The sequence below is a fragment of the Paenibacillus sp. FSL H7-0323 genome (genome assembly GCF_038002725.1).
GTDB classification, from domain to species: domain Bacteria; phylum Bacillota; class Bacilli; order Paenibacillales; family Paenibacillaceae; genus Paenibacillus_AQ; species Paenibacillus_AQ odorifer.
The window spans coordinates 2553842-2578412 of sequence record NZ_JBBODB010000001.1; the positions used below are offsets into that span (position 1 = coordinate 2553842).

Genomic DNA, 24571 nt, shown 5'->3' on the forward strand with positions numbered 1-24571 from the left:
TCCCACGTTTACTTTTGCTTTACAAGCTCAGTAACTTCTTCCGTAATCTCTTCTCCGCCCATACTCTTCCATTTAGCTACAAACGCATCAAAATCACTAAGCGGTGAATCACCCACAATGATATTTAAGAACGTCTCATTCTCCAGATTCTGCAGTTCCGGCCATTTAGTCTTCATAAGTCGGGTGTTCCCATAAAAGACCCCACGCACTCCCTCTATAGCAGTTGAGGTTAACACAGCTACTCCATATTTATACGCATTCGCTGCTTTCCAGCCTTCTAGATCTTTTTTGGGCTGCTCTGTTTCCGCTACCCATTGATCATAAATGAGCCGGGTATCAGAATTTAATGTATCCGGGTCTATCTTTCCGTGCAAAGCCTGCTGGATATCAGCATAATGTTTCTCAATCGCATCCCTATAATCTATCAGAAGATCGAACGGATAATAAGCACGCAGCTGAATGCCTGTCTGCGCAGAGAAATCACCCAGCTTTTTTACCTCCTCTTGATTAGGATCCTGTCTTCTTTCGAGTCTTGTAAACACGTTTAATTGCTTGATTACAGCCTCAGGATGTTCAAACCCTTTACGCACAACAAGATATCGATCTGTTACCGGCGCTAAATGAGCGACAAACTTACCGGAATCGTCAACTGGAGCTGCATATGCTCTCCATTCTGCCTTCGTATCCAAAGCCACTGCCTCTGATAAAGGATAATAAGGCATCCACCAAGGACCAAAAAACATCCCGGATTTACCTGTAATAATAGGCTCCTGAGTTTCCTTATATAGTGCAAAGTCCGGATCCAGCAACCCGCGTTTATACCAATCAGCAAGTTTAGCAAGCGCTTGTTTGGTCTCTGGTGTAATGGAGCCATACACGATATTGCCGTTGTTATCCTTAATCCAATTCGTGGGGAAAGCGTGAAATGCACTAAACACAGCATCCAGACCATTAACTAATGGTTTAGTTCCATATACGATATTTTTGTAGCCGCTTAGACCGACGGTATCTCTTTTTCCATTTCCATCAGGGTCTTTTTCAATAAAAGCTTTGGCAATTTTCTCGATGTCTTCAAAAGTTTGAGGAGGCCGCAGCTCCAGCTTCTCCAGCCAATCCTGACGTACCCAGAGCAGCACGGGAGAGTCAGCATCAATAGCTACATTCGGTAATCCATATAGTTTACCATCGCGGGAAGCGTCCTCTAATGCCTCACCCTTTGTAGAATTGTACATATCCTTGATAAGTTCAGATCCATATATTTTATAAGTCTCTGTCAAATCTTCAATCATATCATTATCAATTAATTTCTTCAGTTGATCACGATCCACAACCATGGCATCAGGCAAATCGTTGCTATCAATGGCAAGCTGTACCTTTTGCGTAAAAGCATCCTCACCCTTCGCTTCCCAGGAGTGAACCACTTTTATATTCGTAATGCTCTCTAAATAACGGGTGATTGGATTGTTATCGTTGCTGTCACCTGTATTAAGCCGCGAGTCGGGAACCTTAAACCCTACTCGGATCACAATCGGATCCTCATATTTGCTATAAGCAATAGAAGTATCTTCATCCCCTGCCTGAGGGCTTGCAACCGAATCTACAGTACCGATATTGTCACGACATGATGTCATTCCAATAACCATAAACACTAGGAGGATAGATTTCCAAAATTTCATATTTGGTTTTTCCCCTCCACACGGAATTCACTTGGTAATTTACCAATACGTTCTCTGAACAATCTGCTGAAATAACGATCATCCTCAAAACCTGACCGCGAAGCAATCTCACAGACGGGAAGTGTAGTCTCCAGAAGCAGTGATTTGGCAAGCTCCAGCCGCATTCCCCGTAAACATTCACCAAATGTCTCTCCGGCAAAACGAGCGAAACATTGGCTGAAATAACCACGGCTCATATTAATGACGGCTGCTACGTCGCTCTGATTGATTTTGTCACCTGCATGGCTCTGCATATAACGAACTGCGCGAATAAGACAAGACATAACCTCTTTAGTTAATCCAAGCTCCAGCATTCTTCGTCCCACATGATCAGAAAATCGCCGCAGCCAGTTCTTCCAATGGCACCAGTTCAGATTATGGGAAATGTCCCTTTCCAGTTGAGCAGCATCTTCAGGCTTTAATAGTAAAGAACTCCAGCTTTGTATTAGAGAGTGTGCAAACGCCAGAAACTGATCAGAACGGGGTTTCTGCTGAAGTATGTTTGCTACAAATTTCTCCCACTCATTTCCATCAATTGTCCACTTCAAATTCTGTGCTTGCTCCAGCAGATTATCCGCCTCTTGTTTTGAGTAGGGAGCCGCTGGTTCCTTCTTTATGTCTTCATATTTCAATGAGGTCAAATCCTCAGGTTCAGGATGATAAAATAGAATACGGCGTAATTTCGCAGTGAGCTGTTCCTCCAGTTCCTGCAAGGGTTGATCTCTCAATCCACTGATCAGCGCGGTCTGCCATCGTCCGGATAGCTGGATCTTAAGCTCACGTTTGCTCTCATCTATTGAGAAACGATGTAATAAGGGCGACATCCACATCTCATGAAAAGTAATGAGCGGATTATTTTTCACGCTGGACAGCTGAAATAATTCTTCTTCATTGCATTGATGATTTAGTGGCAAATACAGCAGAGCCTTATCAGCAGCCATACGTTTACTTTCCCCACGAACCAGAGCATCCCGTGTATTGTCCTCCCATTTAATACGATCAACAAGACGTCTGATGGTTTCATCCGCATTTTCCATCTCAAGCAGTGTTTTTACAATATAGTCAACGGCTCCTAAACGCATAGCCTCCTGAACATAGTCAAATTCATGATGACAAGTAAGAACAACACAGCGAATGCCTGCGAACCGTTGTCTAACCATTTTAATGAGCTCGAAGCCTGAAATGCCTGGCATGGTCAAATCCACAAATAATAAATCTACTTCCTGCTGTTGAAGCAGCTCCAAAGCAGATTTACCATCACCTGCCTCCCCAACTATAACAATCCCTAAGGATGACCAGTCGATCAGGGATATGAAGCCTTTTCGCACGAGTCTCTCGTCATCGACAACTACAGCCTTAATCATCGAAGTCCTCCTTACCTTTCCTCGGAATCACAATGGATACAACCGTACCTTCTCCTGGCTTACTGAACATCTCTAGCTTCATTTGTTCTCCATAATAGGTTCTAAGCATCCGGTTCACATATGAAAAACCAATTCCAAGTCCCCGTTTTTTCGCTCCATCATCAGACAACAGCTGATCTAATGTATCTGCATCCATCCCAGCGCCATTGTCTCTCACACATAGCTGAACCTCTCCTTCACCATGTTTCGTTATCTCAACATCTACCTTGCCATTATCGCTTAATCCATGATAAATCGAGTTCTCCACCAGAGGCTGAAGCAAAAATCTCGGGACAGCCACAGACAATACATCCTCATCAGCTTCAACGTTAAATTCAAATTCATAATCATAACGAATACGCTGCAGCTCCATATAATTTCGAATCGCTTCAATTTCCTCGCCAATGGTAACAATGATGCTTTGCTTTCCCAGATTATAATGCAGCACCTTTACAAGAAGAGTGACCAGCTTGTCGATCTCCTTCTGGCCGTTTAGCCGGGCCATCCACTGTACCGTATTTAAGGTATTATGCAAAAAATGAGGATTGATCTGGCTGAGCAACTTCTCAATCTCAAATTGGCTTTTCTGTTTCTCATTATGGGCAACCGCAACAATCAGCTCATTCACCTGTTTTTTCATCTGCTGAAAGTTGGTAAGCACGAAATCAAATTCTTCCACATTCGTATAGGCTACCGGAGCGGTAACATTTTCCGCCATTCGGTTGATTTCAAGGTTGACCTTACGCAACGGACCATAAATTTTCCTCCAGATGATCCAAGCCAGAAATCCGGCAAAAAGAAGGGTGGAGAAGGCAAGTAAGATCATTTTATAAAACCAAGAGTAAATTTCACTGTTGAATTCTGATTTTTTCACAACAGCAATAAGTTTCCAGCCCTGAGGACTCGCGTAACGAAACAGATGATATCCGCTTAGCGTTTCATGGGTGAGATTGGAGTTGCTTCCCGCAGCTTTAATAATACTTAGCGGAAGTTTGCCATCGATCACTTTTGTACTATTACCTTGCTGATTGACCAGCAGATGATTTACTTTCATCCCGTAGGACTCCTGATTGAAGATTTTGCGAAACAAACTATAATTCGTCTCCAAATAAATATAAAGCTTATGCTGGCCCGGCACACGGACAATCCGCTGCTCCGAGAATACGAGATTATCACCAACAGCGTACATAGTGGGATGTGGTCCATAATAGTCAGCCCCGTTATATCGCATAAAAGACGGCAAAGTACTGATATCAAAATTTCTGCGTGCGCTCATGTTGGTGAACAGAACGGGATCATCGCTGTCCGGCATAATGTAGGCTGTAAGTCCAATATAAGGGTTCGTAAAATTGACTAGATTGATCTTCTGGTTGATGGAATTCATCATTTGCGATTTGCGAAAAATTTGTTTTTCCTGAATAAATGAGGACATCTCCTGCACAATCTGACCGTCCAGAGCAAACTGTTTGGAGGCAAAATCCATATTGTCGATGGCATTCTCCAGGCTTGAGGCTTCCTGTCTCAGACTAGCGCTGATCCCGTTGCCAATTTTACCTGAAAGGATGGAGTAAATAGAGGTGTAGGTTACGAATCCTACTAAGAGAAGCGGAAGTAGTGTTCCGATTACTAGATAGATAAATAAGGTATTGCGTAAGGATTTGACAGCTGGAGTATGACTCCGCAGGGGTACTCTTACCATCTGGATTATCCTCTTCTTTCTATCTGAAAGCGTTTTATATTAATGTGAGAATACCACATTTATCCCTAATTGAATAGAATAAGGCAGAACAGCCTCCACGCCGCCCCGCCTTATTTTATAGTTACTAGCCGTGTTTATTTAACGCTTTTACGGGCCTCGAACAATTCCTCAGCCTTTTTAATCGAGAAATCCATAACTTCAGAATACCCAAGACCATTTACCTTATCATGCATTTCTTTATTCAATTTATCGTATTCCGCTTGATCTTTAGCAAAGACCATTTTCCAGGAAATCTGTTGAATAACCGTACCGATTTGTTTATTCTTTTGTTCCACTGTTTTATCCATGGTTAATGGCTCTTTGCCAGTGAAGCCTTGTGGTGCTACAGCCAATAGATTGTTTTTCTCAAAATACTCCTTAGGAGTCAGGACGCCCATTTTCGCTCTCCAGTCACTATCAAGCTTGGATGGGTTACGCTCTAGGGTTGTTGTCCACAGATTATGATCGAATGGCTCACTATTCTCTGGATTCACCATCGCCGGAACCACAAACGAGAAGTTCATTTGATTGGAGCCATAGTAGTAGTCACCCCCGCCGTATTCAGCAGGAACTTGAGTATTCTGTTGATCAGTATAAGCTTTCCAACCAAAATCAGTCACTGCAGGTTTGCCGTTTGCATCAATGTCCCAAGTCAGACCTTGAGGTCCGTTAGGTACTGCTGTACCACTTCCTGCAGAGATCATTGCACCTTCCGGTGTGTACATCCAGTTAATGAATTCCATAATTCTAGCAGGCTCCTTAGCTTTTGCGCCGATTGCAATAATACCGTTACCACCGTAAACATTGAACCCTGTGGAATACATCAATTCATCTTTGAACGGAACCAGCGCAAAACCTTTACCTTCGGCTGTTCTTTCTGGTGTATTGTAGTTAGCAGCTCCAAGCCATGGGAACCAAGAGAACAATAGACGACCATCTTTGTATTTCGCAACAACATCGTCAAATTTTTGCGTCATAGAGTCCGGATCAACCAGCCCCATCTGGTTAGCTTCAAAATACAGTTTGAGCGATTTCATGTACCAGCTATCTTCGGATAAGAAGTCATAATACTTTTCTTCATCTGCCTTAACATACACAGCAGTATCAGGAATTTCGTCATAGCCCATCATGTTTGCGAACTGTTTAGCCAATGTCATTTTATAGTTGCCATCCCAATCAGACCACATCGAGAAAGCATAGGTTTTTTTGCCTTGTTCATTCTTAGGCTCGAGCTCTTGCATTTTTTTCAGCACAGGCAGATAATCTTCAATCTTTGTAATTTCTGGCGCTCCAATTTGTTGGTAAAGATCAAAGCGCAGGTCTGGACCCCAAGTCATATCTTTTCCTTCGGAGGGTCCGGATGGGTTAGAAGCTACGCTGTTCCCCATACCAAAGACTGATGATCCACCGCCAAAAGCTACCTTAGCTTTTTCAATAGCTTTTGGAAAAGTGCTAGAAATGTCTTTTCCGTATTTGTCCAAAAGACCGTCCTGTGTCCAGTCCAAGAGCAGCTTTCCTTTGATGGCATTTGGATAGTGGTTCTTGTCGTCACCGAAAATGATGATATCTCCAAGATCTCCGGAAGCCATCATTGCAGAGATTTTGGTATCTCCACCAGTCAGGTTTGAAGCTACAATCTCCATTTCGATGTTGAACTTATCCTTGATGATTTTTGCAAACCATCCGGTCTGTGGACCGGCATAGTTAGCGGTTGTTGAAAATACAGTCAGCTTCAGCGGCTTGGAATGATCAAGCGCTCCGTCATCCGGTGCTGCTGTCTCTTCCGCCGGGGCATTCGTGGCAGCCGACGTAGGTTTCTCTGTGCTCGTGTTTTTGCCCGAGTTAGCCGTATTATTCCCCCCGCCACATGCTGCAAGAACGAAGACCAGAATTACGGATAGCATGACAAGCGATGCTCTTCTTAATCTCATTGCTTTATACCCTCCCTTTCATCTCTTCACTTATAGTTCAACTCTGCTTATAGCAGAGGAAAACCCAGTTCTGGTCCAGAGCGGCCACCCATCAGCCTTTAACCGCACCGATCATAATTCCTTTGACGAAAAAGCGTTGGAAGAACGGATACACGATCAAAATCGGCAATACAACGATCATAGTTACAGTCATCCGCACTGAGGTTGGAGTCTGCATATTCGCTGCACTAGCGGCCATATCTGGCGAATTACGAATTAAGGCTGCGAGCGAGCTGGATTCGTTCAAATAACGCCATAATAAGAACTGGAGCGTAAAGTATTTCGTATCTGTCATCAGAAACGCCGTATCAATAAAGGCATTCCACTGATTCACCGCTGAGAAAATCGTAATCGTAGCCAAGATAGGTGTCGTAAGAGGAACAATGATACTCCAGAACACCCGGAAGTAACCTGCTCCATCCATTGACGCTGACTCCTCAAGTGAGGGCGGAATTGCCTCGACGAAGGTTTTGACCAAAATGATATTAAAAGGAGTAATAATGGTTGGCAAAATATAAGCCAGGTAATTATTAGTCAGATGCAAGTTATGCATGGTGATATACCATGGGATCAGCCCTGCGCTGAAATACATCGTAACTACAACACTGCGGTACCAAATACTCCGGCCCCACATTTCCTTTTTGGTGAACAAGTACCCAAGAAATGCCGAAGATCCAACGGTGAGCAAAGTACCAACAACTGTTCTATAAATAGAGACTGTCGCCGCATGGCCTAAACCACTGATTCTTAGAACCTTACTATAGTTATCAAAATGGATCTGCCTTGGATAAAATTTGATATACCCTGCTGCGCTAAGATCATTCGAACTGATCGTATTAATGAACAAATAGTAGAATGGATAAATGCATGACAGGGTGAACAATCCAAAGAGTGTGTAGATAATAATTTGAAAGATTAATTCTCCAGAAGTTAGTTTTTTCTTTCTCAAATGGGATCACCCCTGCCTTAAATGATAGATTCGTCACGCACCATCTTGGATAATGTGTTTGCCGCGAACAGTAGAATTACACTGACAACCGACTTCAGCATACTGACAGCTGTGGCAAACGGAAAGTTGTTAGCGAACGCAATATTGTATACATAAAGATCCAGCACTTCTATGGAATCTTTATTCATCGCATTTTGAAAGGCAAAGTACTGCTCCATCCCGTTATTGACCAGGTTACCTATGGAGAGCAGCAGTAGGACAAAGAAGGTTGGGATAAGACCCGGAATGGTAATATGCCAGATTTTACGGAACCGGCTTGCGCCATCCACCTCTACGGCTTCATACAACTCCTGATCAATGCCTGCGATTGCAGCAAGATAGAGAATGGCACCCCAGCCTAACGATTTCCACCAATACCAAATGATCATCGTGACCCAAATATTCGAGCTGGAGGCTAAAAAGTTATAACCCTCATCAACGATTCCAAGCTGCACTAAAATGTGTGTGATGACCCCGTTATCAACGGAAAACAACGAGAAGGCCAATGCATATACCAGAATCCAGCTGATAAAGTTCGGAATCGTGGTTAGCGTCTGCACCATCTTGCGATACCAGCCTGACTTAATCTCGGTCAGAAAAATCGCAAAGATCACTGGAAATATTGAGGTAATTAGTCCAAGTGAACTCATGGCAAGAGTGTTCTTCAGCACGCGCACAACCTCTGCGGTCTGTGTTGGATTGGATACAATCGTCTTGAACCATTTCAACCCGACATATGGCGTGTCAGACAACGGTATTCCGGGAATGAAATCATAAAATGCATAAATCCATCCGCTGATCGGCAGATAATAGAAAATAAAGGTGACAACAAGAAACGGAAAAGCCATGAAGAACAACTTATGTTTGTTCTTCATCTTCCAGCGGGATCGATGAACCGGATCGACGCTGGGAAGTAATTCACCAGAAGGTACCCCCATGTCGGAATCTCCTATACCCAGATTTTGATTACGTTTTCATAGTATCAGAACCTTTACGTATGACGAGATAGATCACAGAACGGCCTCACTGGAGAACCGTCTGATGCTTGTGAACCAAATTCGCATCTATTTCGACCATTTTCTACCTAATCGCTGTAGGTCTAGTGATGGAGAGCCTACATGCCTTTTGGCTTATAAAAAGCGGCAGGATGACGGAAATTCCCGTCATCCTGCCGCTGAAAGAGATGGTTTACTAAGGAGCGCTTGGGAGCTATGGGCAACTAGACTCTCCTCGTTCACTACATCAACTATGGTGCGCTTTGTCCTCTTCGTCCGTTATATCAACTATGGTGTTTGTCCTCTTCGTCTGCTACATCAACTATGGTGCGTTTTGTCCTCTTCGTCCGCTACATCAACTATGGTGCGCTTTGTCCTCTTCGTCCGTTACATCAACTATGGTGCGCTATGTCCTCTTCGTCCGTTACATCAACTATAGTGCGCTATGTCCTCTTCGTCCGTTACATCAACTATGGTGCGCTATGTCCTCTTCGTCCGTTATGGTTTTTCACACTTCATAGTTTTGGCATAGGACCCAGGTGCACTTATTTCCGGGTTTCAACACATTCCCTCATGCTATCGGACTCAGGTGCAGCTATCCACACAAATATAGCCCAAATACGAGCATATGCATGCCGATAAGAGCTATACAGTCCGAAACTACGGCAAAGTAACTCAAAAATCACCAATAGCGACTCTACGGTCCGCAACACACTTCATGCAGCGAAATCAGGCACTCTTCTCTCGAGAATTCATCGCATTCCCTCATACTGTCTGACTCATTCTTGGATTCATCGCATTTGCTCAGGCTGTCGGACCCATTCTTGGATCCATCACATTTGCTCACGCTATCGGACCCAGATGCACTTATTTCCGGGTTTCAACACATTCCCTCATGCTATCGGACTCAGGTGCAGCTATCCACACAAATATAGCCCAAATACGAGCATATGCATGCCGATAAGAGCTATACAGTCCGAAAATACGGCAAAGTTGCTTAAAAATCAGCAATAGCGACTATACGGTCCGCTACACTCCATCCATCATTCTTAGGCACACTTCTCTCGGAAATTCATCGCTTTCCCTCATGCTGTCGGACTCATTCTTGGATCCATCAAATTTGCTCAAGCTATCGGACTCAGGTGCACTTATTTCCGGAATTCAACACATTTTCTCGTGCTATCGGACTCAGGCGCAGCTATTCACTCAAATATAGCCCAAATACGAGCATATGCATGCCGATAAGAGCTATACAGTCCGAAACTACGGCAAAGTAGCTCAAAAATCAGCAATAGCGACTATACGGTCCGCAACACTCCACCCATCATTCTTGGGCGCACTTCTATCTAGAATCCATCACATTTGCACATGCTGTCGGACTCAGGTGCACTTATTTCGGGTTTCAACACATTTTCTCGTGCTATCGGACTCAGGTGCAGCTATTCACTCAAATATAGTCCAAATAAGAGCAAATGCATGCCGATAAGAGCTATACAGTCCGAAACTACGGCTAAGTAGCTCAAAAATCAGCAATAGCGACTATACGGTCCGCAACACTCCATCCATCATTCTTGGGCACCCTACTATCACGTATCCATCACATTTGCTCACGCTGTCGGACCCAGATACACTTATTTCGGACACAATCCATTCGCTTTTCTTTCCCTCACGCAAATATGTCCAAATACGAGCATATGAATGCCGATAAGACTCATTCTTGGATCCATACGGTCCCCAACACATTTGCTCACGCTATCGGACACAGGTGCACTTCATTTCCTTATTTCCAGGATTCAGCGCTTTTCATCTTACTATCGGACTCAGGTGCAGCTATTCACTCAAATATAGTCCAAATACGAGCATATGACATGCCGATAAGAGCTATACAGTCCGAAACTACGGCAAAGTAGCTCAAAAATCAGCAATAGCGACTATACGGTCCGCAACACACTTCATGCAGCGAAATCAGGCACGCTTCTATCGAGAATACATCGCATTCCCTCATACTGTCTGACTCATTCTTGGATTCATCACATTCCCTCATGCTGTCGGACCCAAGTGCACTTATTTCCGGGTTTCAACACATTTTCTCGTGCTATCGGACTCAGATGCACCTATTCACACAAATATAGTCCAAATACGAGCATATGAATGCCGATAAGAGCTATACAGTCCGAAACTACGGCTAAGTAGCTCAAAAATCAGCAATAGCGACTATACGGTCCGCAACACTCCACCCATCATTCTTAGGCACACTTCTATCGAGAATTCATCGCATTTGCTCAAGCTATCGGACTCAGGTGCACTTATTTTCGGAATTCAACACATTTTCTCGTGCTATCGGACTCAGGCGCAGCTATTCACACAAATATAGCCCAAATACGAGCATATGCATGCCGATAAGAGCTATACAGTCCGAAACTACGGCAAAGTAGCTCAAAAATCAGCAATAGCGACTATACGGTCCGCAACACTCCATCCATCATTCTTGGGCGCACTTCTATCTAGAATCCATCACATTTGCTCATGCTGTCGGACTCAGGTGCACTTATTTCCGGGTTTCAACACATTTTCTCGTGCTATCGGACTCAGGCGCAGCTATTCACTCAAATATAGTCCAAATACGAGCATATGCATGCCGATAAGAGCTATACAGTCCGAAACTACGGCTAAGTAGCTCAAAAATCAGCAATAGTGACTATACGGTCCGCAACACTCCACCCATCATTCTTAGGCACACTTTTCTCGAGAATTCATCGCATTCCCTCATGCTATCGGACTCAGATGCTCTTATTTCCAGAATTCAGCGCATTTATTCACCTTCGTACTCAGCTCCCTTACTTCGAGGGTTCATGCTCATTTGTACTCCCAACCACACATAAAAAGCAGCCTCTCAAATGAGAAGCTGCTCCATCACTTTACAACCCTAGTTTGTTTACAACCAATTCAATGCATTCCGCATAATGCGCACTACATTCCGCTCGTCATTCGAATGCCCGCGCCTTTCGCCACAGCCTAATGCCCAGGCGTCTGAACTTTCCCCTCCGCGGAGGCATCCATTTTCTGTCGCCCCATAAAAAAGGAGGCCAGCAAAGCTAACGCAGCAGGAATAACCGCCCAAGCGAAGGTGTTCGCAATGGAAGAGGAAAGTCCCTCTGTAATTTTGCTCAAAATTTCCGGTGGAATCAGTGCTCTAGTCTCAGGCGACAGCAGGGAATGCGGATCTTTAAAATCCATAACCCCAGCAGCCCCCGCAGAAGCAGCTCCTCCTCCATTTGCTGTGAGCAACTTAGTTAGACTGCCCGAGAAATAATGGCTTTGAATAATGCCAAATGTGGTTATTCCGATGGTCATGCCAAGCGAACGAATGAAATTCAGTGTTGCGCTGGCGGAGCCGCGTTGCTGCGCAGTCAGACCATGAATGGCTGCCGTGCTTAACACAGAGAAGGAAGCGCCAATGCCTAATCCGATTAAAATCATATACAAGGTAACCAAGAGACGTGAAGCTTCCGGAGTAAGCGTTGCTACCAGTCCTGTGCCGATCACCAAAAGTACAAACGTAGGAATCAGCAGATTGCGGTAACTGGTTTTTGCCATCAGGAATCCTCCCGTTGTGGCGGTAATTACTGAGCCGACCATCATCGGCAGCAGGACAAGTCCTGAATTGGTAGCCGAACCCCCTAATACACCTTGGATAAAGATCGGGATATATACGGAAGCCACGATAAATGCAGCACCACTAAATAGCGCGCACAGAATGCTGACGGCGTACAGTCTTTTTTTGAATAACGCAAAGGAAATGATCGGCTCTTTCGCTCTCGTCTCTACAAAAAGGAACACTGCCGCCAATATAGCAAAAGCTGCAAATAAGCCGAGGATCATCGATGAGCCCCAAGCGTATTCTTTTCCACCCAGCTCCAACGCAAACATTAAGCAGATGACAGAGCCCAGCAGTGTGCCCGCACCCAGCCAATCAATAGGTTGTTTGGAATGCTCATGTGACTCTTTATAAAAGAAAACGACCATCACAAAAGCCAACAGTCCAAGTGGTAAGTTAATATAAAATATCCACTGCCAAGCAATATGATCGGTGATATACGCGCCTAGCAATGGACCAAAAATACTCGATAATCCAAATACCGCACCAAATGCACCGCCCAGCTTGCCCCGGGTCTCCAGCGGTACGGCGTCGAACATTATGGCAAAAGCAATCGGCACTAGCGCGCCGCCTCCAATTCCCTGAATCGCCCGATAAGCAGCCAGCTGAGTAATCGTATCTGCCGTCCCGCAAAGCGCTGAACCCGCCATAAATACAATAATCCCAAAAACAAAAAACTTTTTACGCCCATACATATCAGACAGCTTGCCAAAGATAGGCATCCCCGCCATCTCAGCTACGAGATAAGCTGATGTTACCCAGACAAATTTGTCCATACCGCCTAGTTCCCCAACAATATTGCCCATTGCTGTAGCAACGATGGTGCTGTCCATGGAGGCCATCAGTATTCCCAACAGCAGACCTGCGATTACAATGCCCAGATTGGGCGCTTTGGCAGCACTCATTTATTCCACTCCCCATTGTCAAAAGATCTATAACTATGTGTTACAGCTTTACTTGATGCCTCACTATTGCATTCTTGTGAATCTCCAAAGCACTACGGTATTCCACAGTATCAATCTCACAGTCCACACCGATGATTACCCGATCTCCTCTGACAATATTTGCTTTTGTATTATTCAGCTCTATCGTATCGCCTTCAATGAGCCCAGCCTCAAAAAGCACTTTAGGATTCTGCTTCATCAAATGCAGGAATTTTCCGGTCTTGCTTTTTTTGATCGTTAAAGCACTGCCTCCAACCTCTTTCGCTCTACTTAGACCATATAAATTGATCTCCAGTTGCTCCGCACTTAGCAGTCCTGCCACATTGAGAGCGCCCGAAATACGCAGATGTTCACCTTCACAATCACCATTAACCTCCAAATTACCGTTAAGATGAATATCGTCGATTTTTACGGAGGCTGCTTTAATTTCCCCCTGACCCCGCAAGGCATCCCCTTCAAGATTACCCATAAGTGTCATTTCGCCAGTTATTTTCATTTTGGTCATTAGCAGGTTTCCATCTACCCTGGCATTTCCAGTCAGGCTCAGCTTCTCACAATCTACATCCCCTGCAAAATGACCTTCCCCAGTAACCTTAATATCCCGAAAAAAGCCACCCGCTGAGGTCGTTGTGCCCATTATTTTCAAATTACTCCGAATTGTTTCTTCAGTCACCGATCTTCTCCACCTTTCCAACCTTTGCTTCAGGATGTACTGTAATCTGATCACGATACTCTATCCGTTCGACAGTACAGCCTGGACCTACAATCACAATATTGCCCCTGATAACATCAGCCGTTGTATATTCCAAATCAATAAAATCTCCTTCAATAGTCCGAGCCCGCAGCTCCGATCTTAATTTAGGGATGATTCCACTTAACATTTTGCTCCAGACTCCACTATTCGTTTGCCGGATCACTAGACTCTCCACACCAATTTCATGCGCCTTTCCCTGCCCTTGCAGTTTGAAGTCTACATGTCCTGCACTAAGTAAACCTCCAACACTAAAGCTTCCTTCCCCCGCAAAATCCTCAAGCTCACAATCACCCTTGATATTCAGCATTCCATGAAGTGTGCAGCTTTCTCCCCGAATGCTCTCCCCGACAGTAATCATTCCGTCCACTTTTAGGGAGTTAAAACGCAAATGGCCCAGCACTTTCATCGTTCCATTGCATTCCGCTTCTTTCGCCGAGAGATCATTCTTCAAATTCATATGCCCGTTTCCTTTAAAAATTCGCGTCACGATGGGTCCCGTTACTTTGCCTACACCATCGATTTGCACGCTGTTATAAGTACCTCCTGCCCCCCCGCTGACTCCGTTTATAATCAGATCCGGCAACTCTCGTTTGTCCATTACACTAACCCCCCTATTCAACAAGCTTAAAAGCAAGCTTACCTTTCAATTGTTCTATTACATCTGCACTGAGTATTTTACTGACCAGCTTTACCCCTTCATCGAACCATAACTCCGCTGGTGCCTGAGCCAGAATAAAGGATGACACCCCCATTTTGCGGATAAAAAATAACTCCCAGCTGCCACTCTCAAGATTGGAGGCTTTATCCATTAAGGTTCGAAACAGCAGCTCTGCTTCCTCCATACTCATCTCCCCTGCACTAAGCAGGCGATCTACAGCCAATAAATAAGTGAGTTGATCGAAGCTATATCCATTCTTGACACCGAGCCTCTCTCCAAATTTCCCCAGCGTCATCGACGAAACAATGTTACGTTCTATAATATCCGCAGCAGATACACTTACTCTGTCAAAAGAAGCCTTATCTGATAGCTTATCAGCCATTTCATCCAAAGAAAGTCCATCTTTCATATTCACAATATTATCGATACGGGACAAAATCATGTCTTTTGGAAAAAAAGTCTCCTGTCCAGTAAACGTAGATTTACGGATAAACCATTCCTCTGGAATCAACTGCTTCCGCTTCCAGCGGTACAATTGCCCATAGGATATACCGGTTAAATCCAATAGCTGCTTCTTTGAGATCAAATCCTCTTCCATGCTTATCACTCCTTGAAGCCATCGTAACATAACACTGTTACGTTGTAAAACCAATAAATTAAACTCCCCTCATACCTACCTACGCTAGTAACCATCGTGTCCTAACGTCTCCCCCAAAGATTTTAAAGCATACCTTAAGAGCAGACCTCCGTCTTGAGAAGGATTTAACGGTCATTCACTATTTTTTCCACAAAAAAGACTGCCCCCGCCGCTATAAATAGCAGCATGGAACAGCCTTCTCTTAGAATGATTTTTACGATCTGCTAATCTTACTGAACAAAAGTATAATGTGCTGAATCATATTGCGGGCCGGATTTTTCGTAAGTGAACCAGTACTCAATACTGCTGCCAGCGCTTAATCCACTCACCGTCTGCTTCCATGTTCCTGAGTTATTAGTCATCCTGTAATTAAGCTGGGAACCCCCGTTAATCTTGTAATGCACATCTACATAAAGGGCACTGGTTACAGGTGTAATATAGATACTCGCCTCTGTAGCAGAAAGTCTCGTTACCCCTGCTGTAAAGTCAGCCATCACATGATCACCGCCTCCGCTGCCTCCAGTGGGATTAGTAGTAACTGTTGCGGTATTACTAGCGGAGGATAAATTACCTGCTGCATCCGTGGCTTTTACTGTAAACGTATAGGCTGTGCTTGGAGTAAGTCCACTAACAGTAGCTGTAGTTCCCCCCACAGTGGACACCTGCTGTGTTCCGCGATAAACAATATAACCTGTAACGCCAACATTATCGGTAGAAGCGGACCAGCTTAAGCTAACTCCTGTATCCGTCTTACTGGTTACCGTTAGATTAACGGGAGCGGTTGGCGCGGTTGTATCCCCAGTATTACCACCACCCGTCAAATATTGACCTGTGAATGGATTAAACCGGTGCAGGGACATTATTAACCAACCTGTGCTGGAAACACAGTTTTGCTGCGCCATCACCCAATAACTGTTGCTGGACCCTTTCAGCGAGTAGGGAATACCCCCAAGCGAAGCACCGCTTGTGCCTTGTTTTTTAATAATCTCTGTATTAATAGCGTCTGCCTTTGAGGCATTGCCTTGCAGATAATAAGCGAGCGACATGAATGCGCTTCCTTCAAACCATACGTCAGCACCCGTATTGCCAATTTGATTTCCGTTATCGTCATACGCTGGCAATACTTCATCTGTCCAGTCAAAATCATATCCGGTGAGCGTATTCCCAGCATCATTGTAAGTAAGCGTCTGCTTGTAACGCGGATTCGCAAGTGTTCCCGGGGTGCCGGAGGCATTTTCCACATAGGTTAAGCTTGCGCCGTAGTTATGTGTTCCGGATACGCCTAAAGCTAATACTCCCCAAGGATTCACGTCTAAAGGTATTTTGGGGTCGATCAGATTTGTATCGTTTTTCCAGCCCCCCTTGAAACGTTTGACTGTGTCATCCCACACATAATTATCCAGGAAGGTTTTGACTCCAGAAGCCGCACTGTTATAAGTGGCTGCCTTTGAGGAATCCACCGAAGCATAATACTGCAATACCCGGTAAATATCGATATTGTGCTCGGTTGAGCTCCAAGGCTCATCGGAATTACTCCAACCACTCCATCCCCCTGCGATACTGCCATTAGCCTTTTTATACTGTAAACTCCAATCTAGTGCTTTGAGCGCCATTGGACGATACCGTGAATCATTATATTGCTTCTCATAAGCCATAGCAGCCATTGCCATCCATACAACGGGTCCCACATGTTTACGGATTTCTTCTCCGAAGCCGTTGTTATACCAATAAGAATTCAGCCAGAAGCCTGATGGATCTTGAATGTCCCGCATTTTGTTCAAAACCTGCTCTGCCCGCGTCCGTTCACCCTTTACAATAAAGGCGATAGCTGCAACCGCTTGATCATATGTGTATACAATCTGTTTGGGGTTGTTTGGTCCCCAGAAATCTTCAAAGCTATCTACCAGTCCCTCAAAAGCATACCCCGCTGTTGCATCCTGCTGGGCCTTCAGCCAGATTAAAGCACGATTTGAAGCGTCACTTGCAGCATCTGCATTCGCTTTTCCACCAAAGGGTAGAGCTACCCCAAGCACCAGCAAACTTGTCATTAAGATCGAAAACAGCTTCCTCATCTTCATAACTTTCCTCCTCTTAATCATGATGAACTAGGCAATAAGAGTTCTTTGAAGCATAAAAACTAAAGCGTTTTCAAACAGCAACAACAGGGACTTTTGAATATTTTACCATGGTAATTGTCCTCATTTTCAGGCTTAGAAACCCGTTCGTCAACGATTTTATGTAAATTTTTAACTAAATGAGGCGAAACAACCAAAATTGCCATTTGAGAAATCATACGAAAGACCAGCATCATTTTTATGAATTCATATTTATGAAGACAAAACAAAAAGAGCAGACAGCTCCTTTATAAGGATTCTATCTGCTCTTTACTATTTATCTCTATACTATTCTGCTTTATCTTCGCCAGCAGTTTCAGCTACAGCGGGTTCAGCAGTATCTTCTTCTGTTGGCTCTTGCGCTGCTGGAGGTGAAATACGGACAATCAATGTGTCCTCAGGCGTCAATACTTCCCAGCCTTCATGCTTCGGCAAATCAGATACCAGCAATTGATCACCAATATCTAGTCCACTGATATCCACTTCAAAGGATGCAGCTATTTTATCTGGAAGTGTGCGAATATCCAGCTCATGCAATTCAATTTGTTGCACGCCGCCGCTCTTCACACCTACTGGTTCACCTGTAAAGTGGAACGCTACTTTTGTATCCAATTTGGCCTTCATATCAATCTGCTGAAAATCAATGTGCAGCAGTTGTTTGGAAATGGGCTGACGTTGGATTTCTTGAATAACCACGTTCTTTTTGCCCGAGTCTGGCAATTCCAAAGTAAGAACAGCCCGTGGGTTGCTGGCTAAAATACCTGAAATTGTCTTAGCATCCGCTGTAAAGGACTGGCTATCTGAACCTGCACCGTACACGACTACCGGTACAAAGCCTTTTCTGCGCTGTGAAGAAGTGGAGCCGGATCTTTCTGTCAAACGTACTGTTGTATTCACGATGATTCCTCCTAAGTAGGGATTTTATACTAGACCGATTAGATATGTACGCCTAACCTAACCACTCTCTAATTACCCCATTGACCTGGCTTTGAAACCTCTCACGACTTTTGAGCCCAGGCAAAAATAAGGTCAAATTGTATTATTATACAATTCAACATTAATTATTCATGTCTTAGGAGTAAATCATTGCTATATTTGTGACAACTATTAAACTAAATGACAAGCTACAAAATGGTTACTGCCAACATCACGAAATACCGGGATTTCAGATCTGCAAACCTCTTGCGCAAAGGGACAACGGGTATGGAATTTACAGCCAGAAGGCGGGTTTACCGGACTCGGAATATCTCCCTTAAGTACAATTCTTTCCCTTTTCAGCTTTGGAATAGGAATCGGAACAGCCGACAGCAGCGCTTTGGTATACGGGTGGAGCGGATTCTTAAACAGTTCATCTCTTGAAGCCGTCTCCATCATAGAGCCCAGGTACATGACACCGATTCTTGAACACAAATGCTCCACAACACTCAAGTCATGGGAGATAAACAAATACGTTAACCCTCGACTCTGCTGGAGCTTACTGAATAAATTAATAATCTGTGCTTGGATGGAAACATCCAGTGCTGAAACTGGTTCGTCTGCAATGATCAGCTCAGGATTCAAAATAAGCGCACGGGCGATCCCAATCCGCTGCCGCTGCCCCCCGGAGAATTCATGCGGAAAGCGATCAATATGATAAGAAGATAACCCGCAAGCCGCTAGCGCTTCAAGCACCAGATCTCGCACCTCGGACCTTGAGCATAGACCATGATCCAGTAAAGCTTCACCAATGGCATCACCTATACGAACCCGTGGGTTAAGTGAGCTATAAGGATCTTGGAAGATCAACTGCATTTGGGGTCTAATATTGCGCAATTCAGCGGGCGACAGGGAGTGAATGTCTATCCCTTTGAACTTGATCTCACCTGCCGTTTTATCCGTTAGCCGTAAAATCGTCCGTCCGACTGTACTTTTGCCGCTCCCAGATTCCCCTACAAGCCCAAACGTTTCCCCAGGTTGAAGTGTGATGCTAATATCGTCAACAGCCTTTACATGCCCAACGGTTCGGTTAAGCAGCCCCTTAGTAACAGGAAAATATTTCTTTAAATGATTGACCTCAAGCAGTGCTTCAGGCATGAACAACCGCCTCCTCATACAACCAGCAAGCTACCTTTTGTCTGCTGGCCACCTCTTTAAGCTGGGGCTGCTGGCTGACACATACAGGCATGCAATGCTCACAGCGGTCATGAAAATAACAAGAGGGCACCAGCTCAAGCGGATTTGGCACTTGACCTGGTATGGAATACAGCTCATCCTGTCGCTGATTGATTACCGGCTTCGATTTGAGCAGCCCTTTTGTATAGGGATGTTTGGGGTTGTTGAACAATTCAACAACTTCCCCCTCCTCCACAATCTTTCCGGAATACATAACAATCACATAATCAGCCATCTCTGCCACTACGCCAAGATCATGGGTGATTAGTAGAATGGACATGCCCGAGCTATCTTTAATTTCACGCAGCATATCCAGAATTTGCGCTTGAATCGTTACATCCAGCGCCGTAGTCGGTTCATCAGCAATCAATAGCTTTGGACTGCAGGCAATGGCAATAGCAATCATAATCCGCTGCAGCATACCTCCACTTAATTCATGCGGGTAACTATCAGCAATTTGCTCTGGTCGTGATATGCCTACCTGCTTAATCAGTTCAATCGCCCGGATGCGCGCCTGTTTCTTGTTCATCTTCAAATGTACAATCAGCGGCTCCATGATTTGCTCACCGATCTTGATTACAGGATTAAGGGAGGACATGGGCTCCTGAAAGATCATCGCGATCTCATTCCCGCGGATGGTCCGCAGTGTGTTTTTGTCCATTTTCAACAAATCTTCACCCTGAAAATCAATTTTCCCTTGGGCTACCTTGCCCCCGGGTTCCTCAACAAGCCCCATGATGGACATCGCGGTCACGCTTTTGCCGCAGCCTGATTCTCCAACGATACATACCGTCTCTCCCTCGCGAACACGGAAGCTTACATCATCAACGGCTTTCACTTTTCCTTCTTCCGTGAAGAAGTATGTACTTAGACCGTCTATATTCATTAAATCACTCATCTGAGGGTCACCTACCTCTTCTGTTTAGGATCAAGCACGTCCCGGAGTCCGTCCCCAAAGATATTGATCGCGATCACTGTCGCAAAAATCGATAACCCTGGTGGAATCCACAGCCACGGCCGATCCTGAAAGTCGATCATATTATTCGCAGCATCAATCATATTGCCCCAGGTTGGAGTTGGCGGCATAACACCTAGCCCAAAAAAGCTAAGAACCGATTCACTCAATATAGCACCACCGATGTTAAGGGTAGCCATAACAATCAGCAACGGAACGATATTCGGCAGCAAATGATTAAACAATTTACGCCGGTCACGGAGGCCTAATACTACCGCCGCCTGCATAAACTCACGTTCACGCAGACTAAGCATTTGCCCCCGTACCATACGTGCCATACCCGGCCAGCTAACAATACTAAGCATCAGCATAACGATATACATCCGATAATCCGTTGGGATCTTCCACTCCGATAATAACGCACCAAAAATAAAGAGCAGTGGCAGACTCGGAACCGTCAACAGAAGATCCGCAATCCGCATTATGATTTGATCGGCAATACCGCGGTAATACCCAGCAATAGCCCCCAAAAGAGCACCGATAAACACCGAAAGAACCATTGACGCTAGTCCCACGGTCAGTGAAATGCGCCCCGCCTGCATTACCCGGGTCAGAATATCTCTGCCCAATGCATCAGTGCCCAGCCAATGCTTCATATTGGGCGCCTTGTTCATCATAGCCATATTAATTTTGTTATCCGTATAGGGTGAGAACAGCGGACCAATAAAACAAAGCGCAAACATAAAGATCACCACCACAAATCCGGATACCGCCAGCTTGTTCTTCAGCAACCTCCGCATGGATTGCCGGAATAAAGAGGATTTTCCTTTGGTGGTCTGCGGCTTCGCAATCCCAGCTACATTACTTTGAACTGCCACGTCAGCTTCCTCCTCTCTATAGCCGAACTCTAGGATCGGCAATCCGGTACAAAACATCCGAAAGCAACGTTCCTATGACGGTAAGTATGGCAATAAACATCGTAAAGCCCATCAGCAAAGGATAGTCCCTTAGTCCGAAGGACTGCATATACAGTTGGCCAATCCCAGGCCAATTGAATATTTTCTCAATAATAAGTGATCCGCCAAATAGTGCCGGAAGCTCAAAACCAACCAGTGTAATTGCGGGCAGCAAGGCATTACGTAAGGCGTGTGTAAAGAGCACCTTGCGTTCTTTCAGGCCTTTGGCGCGTGCCGTACGGATATAATCCTGTTTTAAGACATCGATCATATTGCTGCGGAAATAACGAGTGAGCGAACCTAATCCCAGAAGGGTCATAACCACAACCGGAAGGGTCATGTGCGTTACGATCTCCTTAAAGTAAGCCAAACCCGTAGCATTACTACCCGTGGTGATTATTCCACCTGGAGGCAGCCACTTGAGATCGACGGCCAGGATTTTGATCAGGAATAAGCCTATAAAAAATGACGGTAGCGACATTGCTGCGAATATAGCGATCATCACGAGTGTATCGAACCAGGAATATTGCTTATAGGCCGAGATGACGCCAATAATGACCGCAATCACCCACGTCAGAAACGTAGATACGGCAGCCAGCAGAAAGGAATTCCAAATATAATCATTAAAAAGCTGCAGCACAGGCTTTTGTTGGGCTAAGGAATACCCGAAATCACCATGCAGCGCATTCTTCATCCAGATCCCATACCGTTCAAGCACAGGCTTATTTAAGCCGTAGATTTCACGCAGCTCAGCTTTGCGTTCAGCGGTCAATTTAATATTTCCGGTTATGAAGTCACCGGGAGTTGAAGCATACAAACAGAAGATCAATAATGATGCCGCAAATAAGATGATGACCATGTACAACAGTCTTTTCGATAAATAAGCGCTCATGACAGACTCCTTATGATTCGTCCCCTGCCCTTGAATCCAGTCAGGGCAGGGGACACTGGTTTATTTATTTCAGGCTCCAAGTTGGCAGACTGCCAGCAAGACCGATGAACGGGCTGACCGATAGATTCTCAATACGTCCGTTATAGGCGTATACTGTCTTTTTATAACTTGTAAAAATAATAGGCAGTTCATCATTGAAAAGCTGATACAGCTCTTTATATACCGCTTTGCGCGCCTCAATATCAGTAGTGGCCAAGGCTTTGTTGTACAGCTCCAGGAATTTCGGATTTTCATAATCCGTGATTTCTCCATCGAAGAATTGCATGAACCCGTCAGACGGATCAGTCAACATGCTTGTGGAGAAGGATACGAGATCATAGTCCCCACCTTCTACTTTCGATACCAGTGAGTTAAAGTCTGCGAAAACCTCAGGCTGGAATTCGATACCCAGCGCTTCAAAATTCTCTTTAGCTACAGCGATGAAAATATCTGTGTTTTTACTCTTCGAACCGAGGTAATGGATGGACAGCGGTTTGCCATCTTTTTCACGGATCCCCCCCGCGCCTACCGTCCACCCAGCTTCATCGAGTAATTGTTTTGCTTTTTCCGGATCATATTTGTAAGGATTAATACCTTCCTCAGTGTAAGACCAGGAAATCGGCGATGCCGGGATGTTGGCAATAGACCCTGCACCTTGTGCTGCATCCACATAAATACTCTGACGATCCAAACCGTACACAATAGCTTGACGTACAAGCTTATCCTTGAGCTGCTCATGCTTCAGGTTAACTTGCAAGTAACCATAGGTGCTTGGAGTGTAAGGAATAATATTCACAAAACCGAGTGCTTTCAGCTTCTCGATATTCTCGTCTGTCGCACTAAAGGAAGCGTAGTCCACTTCACCAGTTTCTACGAACTGCCATACGTCGCCTTCCGTAGTTTTGTAGATGAAATGCTCCGTCTTTGGTTTACCTTTGAAATAATTCTCATTCGCTACAAAACGCACTTCTTGACCTGGAATAAATTTCTCCAGCTTGTAAGGTCCATCGCCAAGTGGCTTCTCATGCAGCTTTTTAATGTATTCAAGATTTCCAATTTTATAGTCCTTGCCATAGTAAGCTTTCGACAGTACATTCGAGCCGAGCTGTACCAGCGCCGTTGCGTTTGGTTGCTCAAGGGTTGCTGAGATCGTCTGTGGATCAATTACTTTAATGCCCTCAACTGTAGGGGATGTACCTTCCTTATAGGCTTTGCCGCCTTTAACATTTAGCGATGGAAGCTGGGAGCTACCGTCATACGATTTGTCGTATTGGATCGTCCATGTAAATGCCACATCATCCGCTGTTAACGGTGAACCGTCGCTGAATTTCAAATCTTTTCTCAAGTGGAACGTGTATGTAAGCTGATCATCCGAAACATCCCAGCTCTCCGCAAGTTCCGGCGTTGGAACGCCTTTGTCATCAACAGTTACGAGAGAAGCGTATAGCAGTGAAGAGACATTGCCATCATAACCACTTTGTTGAAAATAAGGAGTGAACGCTCCGCTTGGGTCCGTAAGCCCGACGATAATGGTATCTGTACGTTTCTGGGCCACCGCTGGAAGTTTGGATAAATCCGTGGCAGTAAAAGGTTCGCTTAGAGCACCCGCAGGAACGATCTCTGGTGCAGTGGTTGCTTCCACATTGGTTGAATTGGAGCCTGCAGCCGCATTGTTTGCGGATGAGGATTCGTTATTACTGTTGTTAGCGCAAGCAGAAAGTAACAGTGACCCCGTAAGCAGTAATGAAGTGATTACAATCGCATTTTTTCTCATGTACCTATCTCCCTTTTCTCTCTGAATAGAATAATAACTATAATTCCTACCCGTTAAGTATGAATAACATCTGATGTTCATTATAGAAAGGTTTTTTAGTTCTGTAAAGAGAGAACTTCAAAAAAATTCTCCATAAACAGAATTAGGCGATAATTAAAACAAATAAAAAAAGCCAAAACCCTCTCTGCATAAGAGAAGTCCTGGCTTTCAGGCGGTTATATTTTTAAAAA

At 44.7% G+C, this 24571-nt stretch carries 17 protein-coding genes; all 17 read right to left on the reverse strand.

Going from position 1 to position 24571, the window contains the following annotated elements:
* Window positions 1-8: 8 nt before the first annotated feature.
* A complete protein-coding gene (locus MHH89_RS11675; protein WP_340010676.1) occupies window positions 9-1676 on the reverse strand; it encodes an extracellular solute-binding protein in 1668 nt (555 codons plus the stop codon).
* Window positions 1673-3079: a response regulator transcription factor gene (locus MHH89_RS11680; RefSeq protein WP_340033317.1), complete on the reverse strand. Its 1407-nt coding sequence runs from the start codon at window positions 3077-3079 to the stop codon at window positions 1673-1675. The genes MHH89_RS11675 and MHH89_RS11680 overlap by 4 nt, the downstream gene beginning before the upstream one ends.
* Entirely contained in the window at window positions 3072-4817 is a 1746-nt protein-coding gene (locus MHH89_RS11685; protein WP_076130772.1) for a sensor histidine kinase, read from the reverse strand. Before MHH89_RS11685 ends, MHH89_RS11680 begins: the two co-directional genes overlap by 8 nt.
* Before the next feature lie 134 nt (window positions 4818-4951).
* Window positions 4952-6787, reverse strand: a complete 1836-nt coding sequence (locus MHH89_RS11690; RefSeq protein ID WP_076187499.1) for an extracellular solute-binding protein — start codon at window positions 6785-6787, stop codon at window positions 4952-4954.
* 91 nt (window positions 6788-6878) lie between these two features.
* Window positions 6879-7775 (reverse strand): carbohydrate ABC transporter permease, encoded by an 897-nt coding sequence (locus MHH89_RS11695; RefSeq protein ID WP_036685756.1) that lies wholly within the window; start codon window positions 7773-7775, stop codon window positions 6879-6881.
* A 17-nt stretch (window positions 7776-7792) separates the two neighbouring features.
* On the reverse strand, window positions 7793-8752 hold the full coding sequence (locus MHH89_RS11700) for an ABC transporter permease (protein ID WP_076130774.1): 960 nt from the start codon (window positions 8750-8752) through the stop codon (window positions 7793-7795).
* A 3072-nt stretch (window positions 8753-11824) separates the two neighbouring features.
* On the reverse strand, window positions 11825-13372 hold the full coding sequence (locus tag MHH89_RS11705; protein ID WP_076278179.1) for an MDR family MFS transporter: 1548 nt from the start codon (window positions 13370-13372) through the stop codon (window positions 11825-11827).
* 40 nt (window positions 13373-13412) lie between these two features.
* Window positions 13413-14084, reverse strand: coding sequence for a hypothetical protein (locus MHH89_RS11710; protein ID WP_076187581.1), 672 nt, complete (start codon window positions 14082-14084; stop codon window positions 13413-13415).
* On the reverse strand, window positions 14077-14763 hold the full coding sequence (locus MHH89_RS11715; RefSeq protein WP_341087178.1) for a hypothetical protein: 687 nt from the start codon (window positions 14761-14763) through the stop codon (window positions 14077-14079). Before MHH89_RS11715 ends, MHH89_RS11710 begins: the two co-directional genes overlap by 8 nt.
* 13 nt (window positions 14764-14776) lie before the next feature.
* A complete protein-coding gene (locus MHH89_RS11720) occupies window positions 14777-15421 on the reverse strand; it encodes a YhbD family protein (RefSeq protein WP_076187585.1) in 645 nt (214 codons plus the stop codon).
* Window positions 15422-15690: 269 nt separating this feature from the next.
* Complete coding sequence (locus MHH89_RS11725; RefSeq protein ID WP_341087179.1) at window positions 15691-17538, reverse strand: fibronectin type III domain-containing protein; 1848 nt, start codon at window positions 17536-17538, stop codon at window positions 15691-15693.
* 324 nt (window positions 17539-17862) lie between these two features.
* The gene (locus MHH89_RS11730) at window positions 17863-18471 is read right to left on the reverse strand and encodes a 50S ribosomal protein L25 (RefSeq protein WP_076130800.1); all 609 of its coding nucleotides are present in this window, start codon (window positions 18469-18471) and stop codon (window positions 17863-17865) included.
* A 210-nt stretch (window positions 18472-18681) separates the two neighbouring features.
* Window positions 18682-19647, reverse strand: a complete 966-nt coding sequence (locus tag MHH89_RS11735) for an ABC transporter ATP-binding protein (protein ID WP_341087180.1) — start codon at window positions 19645-19647, stop codon at window positions 18682-18684.
* The gene (locus MHH89_RS11740) at window positions 19640-20623 is read right to left on the reverse strand and encodes an ABC transporter ATP-binding protein (RefSeq protein WP_076130798.1); all 984 of its coding nucleotides are present in this window, start codon (window positions 20621-20623) and stop codon (window positions 19640-19642) included. Before MHH89_RS11740 ends, MHH89_RS11735 begins: the two co-directional genes overlap by 8 nt.
* A gap of 11 nt (window positions 20624-20634) precedes the next feature.
* On the reverse strand, window positions 20635-21558 hold the full coding sequence (gene opp4C, locus MHH89_RS11745; RefSeq protein WP_036685740.1) for an oligopeptide ABC transporter permease: 924 nt from the start codon (window positions 21556-21558) through the stop codon (window positions 20635-20637).
* A 16-nt stretch (window positions 21559-21574) separates the two neighbouring features.
* Window positions 21575-22528: an ABC transporter permease gene (locus MHH89_RS11750; protein WP_076130810.1), complete on the reverse strand. Its 954-nt coding sequence runs from the start codon at window positions 22526-22528 to the stop codon at window positions 21575-21577.
* 64 nt (window positions 22529-22592) lie between these two features.
* Window positions 22593-24341, reverse strand: coding sequence for an ABC transporter substrate-binding protein (locus MHH89_RS11755; protein WP_312151065.1), 1749 nt, complete (start codon window positions 24339-24341; stop codon window positions 22593-22595).
* Between the last annotated feature and the right edge of the window lie 230 nt (window positions 24342-24571).